10 protein-coding genes are annotated in these 15045 nt (G+C 35.7%); 2 read left to right on the forward strand and 8 right to left on the reverse strand.

The genetic code is table 11. The features are described 5' to 3' along the window. Positions 1 to 85: 85 nt before the first annotated feature. The 7 genes from TR08_RS23895 to TR08_RS33405 all read right to left on the reverse strand — a co-directional run bounded on the left by TR08_RS23895 (position 86) and on the right by TR08_RS33405 (position 12915). Positions 86 to 685: a YesL family protein gene (locus TR08_RS23895; protein WP_045522492.1), complete on the reverse strand. Its 600-nt coding sequence runs from the start codon at positions 683 to 685 to the stop codon at positions 86 to 88. After that, a complete protein-coding gene (locus TR08_RS23900) occupies positions 669 to 2318 on the reverse strand; it encodes a response regulator (RefSeq protein WP_045522493.1) in 1650 nt (549 codons plus the stop codon). Before TR08_RS23900 ends, TR08_RS23895 begins: the two co-directional genes overlap by 17 nt. Positions 2319 to 2320: 2 nt before the next feature. Continuing rightward, positions 2321 to 4096, reverse strand: coding sequence for a sensor histidine kinase (locus TR08_RS23905; RefSeq protein WP_045522494.1), 1776 nt, complete (start codon positions 4094 to 4096; stop codon positions 2321 to 2323). A 101-nt stretch (positions 4097 to 4197) separates the two neighbouring features. Next, positions 4198 to 4317, reverse strand: coding sequence for an LPXTG cell wall anchor domain-containing protein (locus TR08_RS34080; protein ID WP_370576400.1), 120 nt, complete (start codon positions 4315 to 4317; stop codon positions 4198 to 4200). 299 nt (positions 4318 to 4616) lie between these two features. Beyond that, positions 4617 to 8792: an endo-alpha-N-acetylgalactosaminidase family protein gene (locus tag TR08_RS23910; protein WP_052427612.1), complete on the reverse strand. Its 4176-nt coding sequence runs from the start codon at positions 8790 to 8792 to the stop codon at positions 4617 to 4619. 170 nt (positions 8793 to 8962) lie between these two features. After that, positions 8963 to 12352, reverse strand: a complete 3390-nt coding sequence (locus TR08_RS30530; RefSeq protein ID WP_052427613.1) for a family 43 glycosylhydrolase — start codon at positions 12350 to 12352, stop codon at positions 8963 to 8965. 296 nt (positions 12353 to 12648) lie between these two features. Beyond that, entirely contained in the window at positions 12649 to 12915 is a 267-nt protein-coding gene (locus TR08_RS33405) for a M14 family zinc carboxypeptidase (RefSeq protein WP_238579231.1), read from the reverse strand. Between the two features lie 884 nt (positions 12916 to 13799). Between TR08_RS33405 and TR08_RS31465 the strand changes: the two genes are divergently transcribed. Both TR08_RS31465 and TR08_RS23925 read left to right on the forward strand, forming a co-directional pair. After that, positions 13800 to 14003 carry an IS3 family transposase gene (locus tag TR08_RS31465; RefSeq protein ID WP_081954639.1) on the forward strand — a complete coding sequence of 68 codons (204 nt, stop codon included), beginning with the start codon at positions 13800 to 13802 and terminating at the stop codon, positions 14001 to 14003. 277 nt (positions 14004 to 14280) lie between these two features. Then, positions 14281 to 14460: a small acid-soluble spore protein H gene (locus tag TR08_RS23925; protein ID WP_045522495.1), complete on the forward strand. Its 180-nt coding sequence runs from the start codon at positions 14281 to 14283 to the stop codon at positions 14458 to 14460. Between the two features lie 414 nt (positions 14461 to 14874). Here TR08_RS23925 and TR08_RS23930 read toward each other — a convergent pair whose 3' ends face one another. Then, a complete protein-coding gene (locus TR08_RS23930; RefSeq protein WP_045522496.1) occupies positions 14875 to 15042 on the reverse strand; it encodes a hypothetical protein in 168 nt (55 codons plus the stop codon). Positions 15043 to 15045: the final 3 nt, after the last annotated feature.

Raw genomic sequence — 15045 nt, forward strand, 5'->3', positions numbered from 1 at the left:
TCATTTATTCTGTTTTTTCCGATACTCAAACAAATGGCGGTTTTTCAGTGCCCTCGCAAAAGTACAGATGTTTTTATTACTAGGTTTAAATTTTAATATATCTTTTAAATACCTTCTCAATTAAATAGGTGGAAATTAGAGCATAAAAGCTAACGAAAAATAATCCAAAGGAAGGCTTATATATGGTAAACAATATTAGTGCTATAAGGAGTGCCACAGAGGTAGCACTTATAACTATGTGTTTATAAGCTAATATAAGTGAATTCTTAAGTATATCAATAAGCTTCATACTAACCCTTGCTATTAAAGGGAATATAAAAACACTTATAAGTAGTATTTGAAAGATCATAAATAGTTGAAAGCCCTGAAGCCATAGATAAGCACTGCCCATTTCATTCAATTTAAATATGTTATAAATACTGAAAGATAAAATTATTGTTATAACTGCGCCTATAGGTAAAGCTTGTTTAAAATTTTCTTTGTATCCCTTAATAAAGTCACTATATATGTAATAGCTATCATCTCTTACCTTTTTTCCATAAACATAATATAGTGCAGAAGTGGAAACTCCAATTGTCACTATTGGCAAGCTTCCTATAAACCATAATAAATTCAACATAAAGGTTTCATAAACTAATACACAAAACTTGTACAATGGTCCATCTAAGTTAAATAATCCCTTCATTATTTTTCCTCCTTTCACTTGGAACAGCCCTCATTCTGTCATTTTTATACTGCATAGGGCTAATGCCTACAAGTTTTTTAAAGGTTCTGCTGAAATGTTCAATGTTAGGATAACCGATTTTATCGCATATCTCATATATCTTCATATCAGTTTTAGCTAAAAACTCCTTGGCCTTTTCTATCCTTATATTAGTTAAATATGTAGTAAAGTTATACCCTGTTTCTTCTGTGAATATTTTACTGAAATATGCCTTACTAAAGCCTATAGATTTACTTACCAGATCGAGGGTAACTCTATCACCATAATTCTTATGAATAAAATCCTTTGCCTTTTTAATTGCTGCATTCTCCCTCTGGTTTATTTTTCTTAAAGAATTAATAACTCTTGTTAGAAGCATTAGTATCCATTCCTCAATTTCTAATTTAGTTTCAAATTTTCTTACTTCGCTATAAAAATCCATATCTTCCCCAATAATAGCTTCAAGATTAACTTCTTCATCCTTAATTATGTAGTAAATCACCATTAATACTATCTCTAAATAATAAATATAAAAGCTTTCAATTTCACTTGCTCCGGATAGTTCATTCAACTGAAAAACCCTTTTCATCTCTTCTAAACACTTTTCTTCATCTAACCTATCCAACGCTTCTAAAAGCCCATTGTCCTTACTCATTTCTATAACTATTTGTTGAGTTATATTGTAATTCTTAATTTTCTTAATCCTATTTAACTCTTCTACATTCTCAGGATAAATATTTTTTCCCTTGCCATAAATAAATCTAAATCTAGCATTTTTCTGTGCTTCATCAATTAATGAGCTTATCTTTGTAATATCGCTGCTAACCTCACTTATACCAATAGTTACTTCAATATTTAAGAAATTTAAAAGAGCATTTCTTATTTTATTTAAAATATCTGAAAGTTTTTCCTTTAAACAGTTAACATATGAATTGTCGAAGGCTAAAATAATCCCATATTCTTCTGGAGACATTGGTAGAATTTCTCCCATATTTACTACTTCAAACAGTTGAATAACAGCATTTGTTACAGAACTCATAAGTTCCTTAAGATCATTATCCTCATACCTTTTCTTAACTATATTAAAACTGTCAATAAGTAGAGAACAGCAAATATAATTTTCTCCTTTTAATCTTAGTACACTATTCTCCAAATCCTTCTCAGTAAAATCTCCAGCAATTAATTTCCTAACTAGTTCATTTCTATTAACACTATGATTTTTACTACCTTTTTTTCTTTTTTTGTTCTCTAAAGCAGCCATAACCATTTTAAGAATTTTATCTGGTTCCATTTCTGTTTTTAAAATATAATCATTTATTCCGAGCTTAAAGGCACTTCTTACAAGTGAATAATCATCATAAGCACTTAACACTAAAAACTCAGTATTAATGCCAAGCTGTCTACTTTCCTCAATAAGCTCAATGCCATTCATAACAGGCATATTAATGTCTGTTATTACTATATCAATATCCCCTCTAGCTTTCATTATCTCTAAAGCTTTATTTCCATTAGATGCCTCTAAAACCTCATCGAAACCATAATTATTCCAATCTATCAAGGACTTTAAAGCAAGTCTTACTATAGGCTCATCTTCAACTAAAAGCATTTTATACATACTTAGCTCTCCTTTTTCATTAGTATAGGAAGTATAAGTTTTACTTTTGTGAATTTATTCTTTTCACTTTCTATTTTTATTCCATATCCTTGTCCACAATTCAGTCTTATCCTGCTTTCAATATTTTTTATTCCAATATGATTAAAGCTTGTGTTGCTTTTTTCTTTACTTGTAAAAATACGTTCAATTTCTTCATCTGTGATCCCTCTACCATTGTCTTCTACTTCAAAGATAAGATTTTCCTCTGACACATATCCAGCTATAATGATATTTTTTTCTCCATCAATTTCATTAATTCCATGAACGATTGCATTCTCAACTATAGGCTGTAATATCAATTTTATTATATAAAGATTTCTTACTTCTTCCTCCACCTTAACCACTAAATTGAAATCATCTCCAAACCGAACCTTCATTATATCTGCATAATTATCAAGATATTCCAATTCTTCTCTTACAGTAATAAAGGTGGATTCACTTCTAAAGGTTGCAGATAAAAGCTTCATAAAGGAATCTGTTACCTTTCTAATGCTCTCTGCCTTTGAGATCATAGCCATTAATTTAATTACATTTAAGGTATTATAAATAAAGTGGGGATTTATTTGAGCTTGTAAGACCTTCATTTCTTCCTTAGAACGTTCTCTTTCCTTCAAATCCCTCTCTACTATAAGGTTCTTAATATCATTAATCATCTTATTATAGTTGCTTCCTAGCTCATTAATTTCTTCCAAATTAGTATTTATATTTGTGATTTCATCAAGCCTTCCATCTTTAATACCTTTCATTTTTTTTATAAGTTCTTTTATTGGCTTTAAAATATCTTTAAAGAAGGTTTTACAATATAAAATAAAAAACAAATTGAATACTACAAATATGGCAAATAGTATTTTCATAATGTTAGTTGTATCCTTTGTTAGTGCCTTTTCGTCAATTATATTGATAACAGTCCATCCTGACTTTTCTGAGGTGTATTTTGATATATACTTAGTGTCTTTTTTATAATTATATTGATAAGAGTTATTGTCCTTATTGTTAATATCCTTAAGATAATCTACTTGAGAAACATCTTTTCCAAGCAAACTTTTATCCGGTGATATTACAATTTTCCCCTTAGGATCAGCGATAATCATTTTTCCTACAGAATCATTTGTAAATCTTGAATAGATAGAATTTAGTGCCTCTGTTTTAATTTCACAATATATAAACTCAGTAGCTGTATTGTACCAACTATATTCGGGACTAATTCCAACTAAAAAATCAATTCCATTAGCATTTACATCATCAGAGCTACTAAAATTATTTATACTAAATACTTTGTCTTTATTTTTTATACTGTCCTTATACAATGAACTGTCTTTTACATCAGAATCATTTTTATATAGAGGATCCTTATACTTAAATATCTGGCCATTCTTTGAATAAAATACTATTGAATTTATCATCCCTTGATAGGCAAATAAATAATCAAGCTTTGATTCTATCTTTGTGGAAATTTCAAGCTTTTTAACAGAATCCTTTTCCTCATACCAGCTATTTACAAGGGGTAATAGTTCATTTTCATTTGAAACCTTTGCTACATTGAGGTATATCCGCCTTAACTCAAGCTCAATATCCATTGATAGCTGTTCCATATTTTGATGAGTCTTTTCATTGTAGTGAGAAACCAAAACTCCTTCATAAAGCTTATTAACAACAACACTAGTGACAATAAAGGGTATAACTATAAATAAAATAAAGCTGCTTATAAACTTTTTCGACATACTTCTACTCTTTATCATTTAATTACCACCTCATTTTAATAATAATATAAAATGGCATATGTAATAAATATTAATATTAAAGAGCATCTACGAAAAATGTAAATGCTCTTTATAAAGAATTATCTCATTATAGTTTTTCTTCTTCTGAATAAACCAATGCCTATAGTGCTGATGATTAGTCCAAGCCCAACTAACATATTAGTATCTGCAAAGGAGCCTGTCTTAGGAAGTATTGTCACATTTGCAGTATTTTTCTTCGATACAAACTCATCAACAGCCTTCCTCAAGGCTACTATATGACATGAAAAGAGCCAGCAAGTTTAATCACTGGCTCCTTTTATTCACGTAATCTAGCATTGAAAGAGAGAAAGTCGTCCTCTTTCCTCTACAGTATTATTTATTTGAGATTAATTTGCACAGAATATGATTTTCCATCATCAAGAGTGATAGTTAATCTATAAGTACCTGCGGTGAAACCTCTTTTTTACTTCAAGCATGCTTGGGAGTATTGGTATTTTACCAATTACTGTATTTACTTTTACTTAGGAATTTCAGTGATTGTAGCCCTTGGATCTGTAACTATAACAATAGCCTGAGCTTTTATTTTAGTTCCTGTTACCCTACCCTTTACGCTGAATGATCCAACATTCTTATAGCTATTTTTAGCTATTTTATCCCAAGTTACAGGTACATTTATAACTGTACCATTTGATGTGATCATCTTCGCAGTTTCTGGCATAACAGGTGAAGTTCCTACTGTAGTGTAAACATTCATCACTTTTGCATCTACTATATCAACTTCTTCACTAGCCGTTACAGTTACAGTAGCTGTAATAGCTGCAGCTTCAACGCCATTAATGTGTCCTACTACTTCAAATGATCCTTCTTCAGCATATTTTGAAGGGGCAATTGCTGGCCATTGAACTGGCAATTCCATTTCTGTGTTATTGCTCAATGTTGCCTTTACTGTTGAAGGCAATTCCGGGTGCATTCCCACTGATGTGCTGACCTCAACGGTATCTGGTCCAGTTATAGATGGAGCTTCTTGAGCAACTCTTATCTCAGCTATAGAAGCCCATCGATTGATTCCTTCTAATGCAGTTAACTTAACGTGAGTAATTGGCTTTGAACTATCAATAGCTACTTGTTTTGTAGCAACTGTTCTTTCCCATGTTCCACTTGAAACAACTTTAGTAAAGTCTTCAGCATCTGCATACTTAACATATAGGTCATATTTTGTAATGAAGCCATTACCACTTGCTTCTCCTCTACTATTAGTCTCCTGTCTTGGAGTTACATCTAATCTGTTTACATTGTAAGCTTTACCTAAATCAAGAGTAATGGATTGTGGTAATGTATCGCTTCCATCCCAAGCTGTGTGCCACAATGAACCTGTGTTTCCATCAAGAACATTTTCAGGGTTATCACCTTCTTGATAACCAGTTGCACTTGCTTTGATACCATCTACAGGAATAACAGATAAGTCAACAGGTGCAATTGGCAGCGGTTCAATTGTAGCATCCTTTGCTTCCTTAACCACTAGATCATCAAGGATAAAGTCTCCTGCTGAACTTCCAGCAGTATTTCTTGTTCCGATCCAGAAATCTTCCGTACTTGCTGTAAATTTAACAGTGAACTGTGTAGGAACGGTTGCCTGTGGCATTGGTACATTCATCACTTCCTTAGTACCGTTACCAACAACGAAATTAATCTTCTTATCAAACTGACTTTCATATTTGAATGATACTTCGTAAGTTGTTCCTTTATCGAATCTTAAAGTCTGCGGTAATGTTCTCATGATGAGACCGCTACCAGTTTTATGGGACTTAATGGACCATTCGCCATTTAATACGTCATCAACTGCTTTTCCATTCCAACCTTTTTGAGTGTATGGAGCGTGTAATTCTGATAAATGAGTACGTGGATCACTTACTCCGTCAGCATCTGCTATAACAAATGGAGTCAACCCTTGGTCAACATTTTCAAAGTCTTCCGCTAATACTACATCTGAAGATTGTGGAACAACTCTCTTTGTAGGTACAGAGCGTACATCGTCAAATGTTACAGTCGCTGTTCCTGGAGCTACATGCAAGTATAATTTTGCAGTTTCCTGTCCTTCTGCTACATCAAATACTACTCTCATTCTCTGCATATTTGTGCTGTGCTTTGAGTCAGCTGAGATATAGTTTTTAAGCGGTGAACTTTCAGTATAGTTAGTTATGTTTGCTCCGCCGAAATTTTTAACACCAATAGTCGTTTTACGTTTTGCATTTCCTGCAGTGTTTGGATCGCTAGCATTTGTACGGTTTGGTGTATTGCCAACCTGAACATATATTGAAGCTGAGTATGTTCCTGGCTTCAATCCTGATAATTTAGTTTCTAATACAGTCTCTTTATTGTTTTCTTTTACTACTAATTCATATTGTCCACGATTGTTACGTTCTACTGTTGCAGCACCGCTCTTTACTTTCCAGTGATCTAATGTTCCGCTGTTGAAGCTTGGATCCTTTGTAGGCATTCCAAATCCCCACTCCATATCTTCATCAGTTACAGAAACATCACCTTTGTATACAACGTAAGCTTGTTTTGGTTCTGCATCAATCGTGATTTTGCCATCAACTACGTTTAATACTTTTTCATCTTTCTTACCGGTATCTGTTAATGTGTATAACTTAACTGTTGATACATTGTTCCAGCTATTTGGAAGTTCCCAAGTAGATGATCCGCCAACTTCATTATAGTGATATAGTTTTTCTTCAGCACCAGCCAATTCGCTTTCTGTCTTATCGGCATTTGGGGACCATGGTAACAAATATTGGAGGTTATTGAACCTTACATCATCATAAACGTTACCGTCACTTGTTCCTTGTTGTATTGTTACATCTTCTTCAAGAAGTTTCTTTCCATCTTTTGTGAATACTCTTTTTCCGTCTTCTGTCCTTTCGGCGACAACATTTCCTTCAAATTCAGCTCGTCCCACATTATTGGTTACATCGTACTTCGTCATTGGGAAGCTTTGCAGATATTTGGTTGGTAGATTTGTTTTGAATACAACATCGATCATTTCATCATAATTTACTCTACCCTGCCATCCTTCAGCATCTGTTGCCTCAGTACCACCGAGGATTGGGTGACGAACTATCCAAGTATCCTTCTGGTTATTTCTTACAAATCTTGCGATGTCACTGCTGTAGCCCTTTGTGTGTTTTCCACCGTAATCATAGTCAACTGACCAGTGATTCCAAACGGCTTCATCTTCTAATACATTGGGAAACTCAGTAGCAAGGGTCCATCCCAAAGAATTCACATCTCTTGCAAATCTTCTTCCATTAAAGCCCTGTTCATACCATGCATCAGCATAAATAAAGTCAAGTGTTGGTGCATCGTCCTTTAACATCTGTAAACGGTTCATTCTGTTGCCAGTATAAACTTCTCTACGGTATGTTGGGTCATCAAAGTCATATGATGGGTCAAGCCAGTCCCAACCGCCTTTGTTGATATTAACTAATTGATCATCAAAAGCCTTTGCTTCTGGGTGAGCGCCTGTACCACTAATATGTACACCCATGAAAGCATTATAGCTCTGTGCTTCTCTTACAAGTGTATCCATATCCTTCTGTCCGCCCTGACGTACACCTATATGTCCGCCATAATCCGGATGTGCCGAGTCATGACCTTCTGCTTGGTAACCCTTTAGTTCCACAAACTGTCCAAGCCCGTCAGTTGATAAATATATTTTTTTTGTTTCATCTAATGTCTTTAAGAATGGGTTTGTTGCCTGGCTACCAAAGTTCATTGGTATACGGTGAACAACAAGTTCGGACATTCTGTCGCTGCCAACAGGATTGTTCATAATATTACGGTATGCAACAGCTGCATCCTGCCAGTCCATTTGACTATCACCATTTGCATCTTCTGTGATCACTACTTTAGCGTGTGGTAATGGCTCCGTTATATCATCAGGCATTTCATTTCCGCGATATACCCACGAAGCACTCCACAAAGCTGTACGGGAGTAATCCGTTTTCTCTGTAGTCTGTTTAACAATACGGTGGTTGTCATTATCTCCATCTTTATTTGTATCACCATATGCATTTGACCAAACACCTGCTGCCAATTCATCATTGTTAATGAACGCGTACATATAGTTTTTTGGTGTACTATCTACCGTAGGAGTACCTGATACAGGTTGATACACATCACCTTTTTTATAAACAGCGGTTTCCATTCTGGAACCGGCAAATTCTGCGCCCGCTTCTGTACTTCTTACCGATGCCAAGCTATGGTTTGGAATTTCAATGGTGTGTATTCTCGTTGTACCATTTTCTTCTACTTTTGTTACTTCAAAATCAAGTGTATTCTCTTCTACTGTTATGGATAGAAATATTTCTACATTTAACTCATCAACGGTTAGAACATAGTCAGCTTTATTATCTGCTGCTTCTGTGTAGGTTACTTTCGGTACATAGTCTGTTCCGTTAATTCTTATTGTGTTTAATACATCTTCTGAGCCATTTAATACTTTGCTGTTTAACTCATACTTTATTACTCTTGGAAAATTCTGATCTACTTCAACTTTCATTTGATTTGATGCTATTATTCCATCATAAGCTGCAGCATCTGCAGTTCCTGAAAATGCTGGAATTGTAATGCTAATCATCTGTGCAGAAGCTACCACAATTGCTAAGTTTTTAATTATCTTTGACAGTGACATGATTTACCTCCTCTAGGTTTATCCATTAACTTTCAATTGCTTTTAATTAACCTTTAGTGCAATTGCCATTAAGTCAGGATCACCTCCTTTGTGTTCAATGAAATTACTTCAAGACCCAGTAACGATCGATAATAACGACTAATTCATTCTGGTTATTTCATTTCTTATTATCATCTCCTGGTTTTGGTATTGGTGTAGGCGCTTTGGATCGGTATTGGTTCTGGATCTGTTGATGGTGTCCAGCCACCACCCGGAGATTTAGCTTTAGTCGTCACCTCTACACTCGGACCATTCACGCTCCAGTTTCCTGCTGCATCGCATGCTTCAACTTTAAAGGTATACTTCGTGTCAGATGACAGGCCTTTGACTTTATAGCTAGTGATATCACCTGCTAATGTAACTAGTTCACTTCCATTCTTGTAAACTTTATAGCTCGTTACCCCCGTATCATCTGCTGCTGCTGTCCATGAAAGTGTAAGTTGATTCTTGCTAATCTTTGAAGTCGTTAATGCTTTATCTTCTGACCATGTTGGTGCAGTTTCGTCTGATGCTGTAACATCCTTATAAGTTGCTGTTACTTTAACAGCTTCACCAGGCATTACAAATGTGGTAGCTTGTGCACTGGCATCTTCGAATACAACGCTGCTGTTATCCGTAATCCATTTATCAAATTCCTGGTCTTCTGGTGCTTCATTTGCTGTTATTGCAACAGTGGCTCCTTTCGCATAATTTCCACTACCTGAACCATTTTCTACGACTACTTCATATTCTTCTGACGGATCCACATTTTGGTAAAGGTTAATTTCAGCAGCGGATCCGAAGCCATTATGACCAGCCAATATCTCGAATCTTAGGTAATTAGCCTGAGTAGGTCTAAATGTTACTGTCTTTGGCATGGAATCGTTTACAAATGTTCCGTTTTCCTTGACCAAGGTGTAGTTAACACCATCCATGCTCGTGTAGATGTTGAACTTGGTTACTATACCGTTATCTCCGCCTGACTGTCTTGGAATATATTTAAGCTTATAAACGTCATATGTTTCACCTAAGTTAAAATCCAAGGTGTGAGGAGGCGTATTTCCACCACTCCACTTGGTATGCCATATTGTATCTATGTTTCCATCTAAGACATTCGCTGCTTTATTATCTTCGGCTTGCGTTTCTTCACTTGAAGCAGTTACCGTCATGCCACTTGAAGGAATCAGTTCAGGGTCAGCTTCTGTTGTTATATTGACACCCTCACTCCATTCACTGAAACCAGCATAGTTCTTTGACCTAACCTGTACTGTATGAGTGGATCCAGCAAGTAACCCTGTTTCTGAAAATGTGCTTGTTGCATTGCTTATAATCTTATTGTCAATCTTGATATCATATTGTAATGCTCCGGATACAGCATCCCATGCGATATCAATCGTCGTGCTGTTTGGTGAATCTACTTGAACATTACTAGGAACTGCTGCAATCTCCGGATAATCACCAGAGCCAAACATAAGCCAGTTTAGCTTGCACATTTCCGTTTCAGCGCCGTTAAATACTAAGAATATCTTTTGCTTACCTGTAACTTCTCTTGTAAGCTCTGCTTTAGCATTTACATACTCATTCAAATCACTTGTATTTGGAATTTGTAGTATGGCTATCGTTTCAGCAGGGTTTCCTTCTGCATCAGCTAGTTTTACCTCAATAGTTCCGTTTGGTTTATCACTTGCTACTCTTGCGTTAAACCATTTTGCCTCCCCATTACCAAAATCGATATGATCAAAACGCAGCCAGTCGCCATTTTTGATATTCGCCATACTTTGGTCATATCCGTCGTATACATCATCATTTGTCCACTCCGTTTTAGCGTTTATATTAAGATTTTTATCTGTAACGTAGTTTTGATCATCATAACGTTCAGCATCAATCTTCTTATTTACACTAAATAAATTCCCTTGATTTTCAGTCGTTGTCAGTTCAAACGAATCCACATCGATATATCCGCCAAGGGCTTTTGTTGCATAATTGAAAATACCAAAACGCATACCGACGTATGTTCCGTAACGCATCTCATATCTTCCGCCTAATCTAGTAAAGTTCACTCCATCTAGGCTGTATGAGAACTCTGTTCTGTACTCAAATCTTGGGGTTTCAGCTCGAAACCAAATATCAGTTGTTCCTTCTGGGAGATCAATGGATGCCTCTTCTGTCCATAAGTCCTGAACAACGATTCTCTTCTTTCCATCTTCATTCTTTATTCCAATGAAGTTTGAATCTTTTTGTATGACAGATAATCCAGCCTGGTCACCATCAGCCATATGGCTTATATCCATCTTTACAGTTCCTATGCAGTCCGGACCAATGATTCTCTGCGTAAGTGTATTTCTTGCATAGGCTAAAGAATTTGTTACACTAGATGTCTTAAGTCTTATATTTCCTGGTCTTTCCGTAAGACTCCACTTTTCATTGTCAGGATTGTGATTCCACTGCCATTGCAGACCTAGCTCGCTGCTGCTGAAATCATCTGATGCTTCTGGTGCCCTTGGCTCCGTTGTACCCAAACCTGGTATATTAGGTTTCTTTAAAGTAACAACCGCTTTTTCTCCATCCAGCTCTCCCATATATGGCCATCCATCTTTCCAGTACACGGGCTGCAATGTTGGAACACGTCCCAGCTTTCCTCGATCCTGGAATATGACCGACCACCATTCTGATTCCTTTCCTTCACCCTGAGGAACATCTACAATACCACCCTGGTGTATACCATTTCCTGTAAAATTCATAAAGCTTGTCATGATATCCTTTACTTCATAAGGACCATTAGCCAAGTCTTTTGTTCTGATCGCTATTTCCTTCTTTGAACCTTTATCCCAGGTCGGCGTACTTAGGATGTAATAGTATTCACCGATTTTATATACATGTGATCCTTCATTATAATAACCACCCTTATAATCGTAGATCATCTTTCCATTTCTTGATGCTCCAGGCTCTCTCTTAGAAATTATAGAAAGTTCACCTGTTTCTTCATTCACAATTTCCAACTCACTTAGGTAAAGTTGACCTTGACCATGTACAACGTAGACTTTTCCATTGTCATCAAAAAATAGTCCGGGATCGTATAGTTCATCTTCTAACTTGTAAATCGTCCATGGACCTTTTGCGCTATCTGCAATACTCACGTACGCCGCATCCCTATTAATGTTGTACATCAAGTAGAATTTACCGTTATGATACCTTAAGCTGGTTGCCCATGGACCTTCGTCGTAAGCATTCAGCCCATTCTTTAGGTCGTACATGTCGCCTTCCATCCGGTCAACAGCGTAGCTCTCATATTTCCAATTAACCAAATCTTTCGAACTCATGATTGGACTTCCGGGAAATAGGTGCATACTCGTTGATGACATATAATATGTGTCTCCCACCCTAATCAAGTCATTGTCCGGATAATCTCCCCACATAATTGGATTGGTGTATGTACCATTTCCATTGTCTGCAGCCCTAGCATAAGGCGCAAAATTAACAAATATCGCAATTAGCACCAACAGTACCATTGCTTTTCTTGCTTTTGGTCTGTAACTGAACAATTTAAATTACCTCCTTCAAACTAAATATATGATTATAAGAACTATAATCACTTTGTTTGGCGCCATTCATAAGTGAGCGACTTTCCTGCTAATTTACTTGGATAAGTTACCTTGCAGCCTTCTTTATAATTGGAACAACCCTAAATGCTACTCCCTTTCTTCGTTTTCTTCTCTACGATGATACCTTCACAAGATGGACATTGAACTATTCCTTGGTTTTGTTTATGTTCTTTAAAGGTGCTTTCCAGTTGCTTCATTGGTTCCATACATTTGCTTGATACCCTGTTGATGTAGGTCTATAGCAAAGTCGGCTTTAAATCTCCCCAGTATGCGTATACAGCTTGTGATTCTTTCGCGACAAAGCCGCCACTCAGAGTCCAGTCGCGATTCAAGTCCAGGGACTTGCCGGTCGCCATGATTTTAGTACCACGGGTATTCATCTCCGCCCCGTCAGGAATATACATCGGAATAAAATATAGGGTAGATTCAGCTAATACTTTTTGAACATCCTTGGAGTTGTTGCTTGCATATGTTTTCAATAGGTCAAGGGCGGCCTCTGTCACTAATTTTTCATTCCCATGTATTTGGGCCTGAATCTAAATCTTTTTTGAACCGGTTCCAACCTTGGCTGCATAAATGCTCCGGTCTGCTTCCGATTTACCGTATTGATCTAAAGTGAATACTTCTACTTTCCCTTTGCTGGAATGTTCAATATCACCTAGAATCTTTATCACTTCAGGGTATGACAAGATTGTCTGAGATTGGTTTTTCCATTTGTTGACGGGCCTCCAGGGTTTGTTGCAGCAAAAGCAAGAGAGGAGAATATTAGCAGCAGAATTGCTGTTAAAATACTAGTTTTCTTGAAAATTGCTAAATTCATATCTTTACCTCTCTCTACTATTTTTGCCTAAATGAATGAGAACTTCTTTCTTATTTGTCGGGGTTACTACATAAACAGTATGATGGCTGAAAGAATAGAGTTGAAAGTCTGACTGGGGTTTAATCTAGCTTAGTTAGGTAACGTAATACAGATGGCAAGCAAGAAAAGGTAGAAACTACTAGACACTAGTAAGTAGTTTTTTCAATACTAAATAGCGAAGAGCCTGATAAAAATAAACTAATTGTTTTTTTATAAACTTTTAAATTTCCCCTTTTCTTCATACATTTTCCCCCTCTCTTATTAATAATTTCATGCAACTCCATGCACCTCCCTTAATACTCAAAATATGTGTTATGTTGCAAATTTCCAGCTAATTTAATATTATTTCAAACTAAGTTAATACTTAATGATATTTCTTAACTAAATTTTGATTTTTCTTTGTTTTTTGATAGTCGGATAATTTTAGCCTACATGGAGTTCACTGATTGCTGCAGCAGACCATGTTATAGGTATTAACAGAGCAACAGGAAGTATCATATATGGACTACGTATTCAAATCAAAGAGGGGTGGCTATATCTATCAGCAGTAATGGATTTATAGAGTCCTTCTTGGGTAAGCTTAAGATGGAATGGCTTAATGACTATGATTTTAATACTAGATCTGAAGCTAAAGAAAAAGTATTTGAGTATATTGAGCTCTTCTACAACTGTAAGAGAACTCACTCTACTAATGGATACATAGCACCTTTTCTGTTGGACAAGGTATCATAGTAAATCTACGTAAATAGAAGAGAAATACGGATTCTTTCTGTCTATTTTATTGAGGCAAGGTCACTACATTTTCCAAATAAGCGAGTATTGGTGAGTAAATCGTATTAAACTGAGGGAGTTGAAGAAGGAGATTAAATTCTTTTTCTCTGTTATGTCGCATTTGGCCCGAAATATACAAAAAAAGGTAATCAAATATCATCATTTCTAAAATAAACGTATAACAAGTAGTTCAGAGGAAATACTTAAAATGGCTTTAATACGGAAAGGAGGTCGTGACATGGACGTACAACGAGCACAAGAAATTACTAATTCACCGACTATGGCTAATGTAACGTATAACGGAACACGTATCTATATTGAGCATGTAGATCAACAAAACGGAACAACTACAATCCATCCTCTCGATGAACCAAATAATAAACAAAGTGTTTCTGTATCAAGCCTGGTAGAACATTGATTAGGTAAATCTTCTCCGAGTGAAAGCATAGTTTCTAAGAAAACATCACTTCAGAGTGGTGTTTTCTAGTTTCACGAAGACTGTTATCGCTTTCTCACCGAACCCGTTCTATTAATTTAAGGAGAAAATCACCAATACTATTTAACAGAGCCTTCTAAAAAACATTCTGAAAGATAAACCTCATCATATTCACAATAGTCATGCCCTGCTTCTGGAATGTGAAATAAAAATCCTAATAATGGCGAATTACCTTCTCTTACATTTGTAATAATAAAAAGTGATTAATAGTTTTTACTATGGAATTTTTATAGAAAAAACTAAAAAACCTTACCCCGATTATTAATCAAGGTAAGGTTACATGGCTATCTTATTAATACCCTCTTGTTGAGAGTGTCTTTTTGTCGAGATTTTTGTTTAATAATATAATACATTTACCTTATCACACTTCAAACATTTTTCATAATATTGATCGCCATCAAAACGATGATCACAATTTTGCTGAATCCCCTTTAAACTCTCCTCTAAAAAAGTAAGGCTAGTTTTCATTTGCGTAATTTCCTCTTTAATCTTTTGAACATTCATCCG

Source organism: Neobacillus niacini (assembly GCF_000759675.1).
In the GTDB taxonomy this organism is placed as follows: domain Bacteria; phylum Bacillota; class Bacilli; order Bacillales; family Cytobacillaceae; genus Neobacillus; species Neobacillus niacini_A.

What these genes read in the sequence shown, in the direction of transcription:
- TR08_RS23900 (WP_045522493.1), bottom strand. Translation starts at nt 2,318, where the DNA reads ATGTATAAAATGCTTTTAGTTGAAGATGAGCCTATAGTAAGACTTGCT.
- TR08_RS23905 (WP_045522494.1), bottom strand. Translation starts at nt 4,096, where the DNA reads ATGATAAAGAGTAGAAGTATGTCGAAAAAGTTTATAAGCAGCTTTATT.
- TR08_RS23910 (WP_052427612.1), bottom strand. Translation starts at nt 8,792, where the DNA reads ATGTCACTGTCAAAGATAATTAAAAACTTAGCAATTGTGGTAGCTTCT.
- TR08_RS23930 (WP_045522496.1), bottom strand. Translation starts at nt 15,042, where the DNA reads ATGAATGTTCAAAAGATTAAAGAGGAAATTACGCAAATGAAAACTAGC.
- TR08_RS23925 (WP_045522495.1), top strand. Translation starts at nt 14,281, where the DNA reads ATGGACGTACAACGAGCACAAGAAATTACTAATTCACCGACTATGGCT.
- TR08_RS23895 (WP_045522492.1), bottom strand. Translation starts at nt 685, where the DNA reads ATGAAGGGATTATTTAACTTAGATGGACCATTGTACAAGTTTTGTGTA.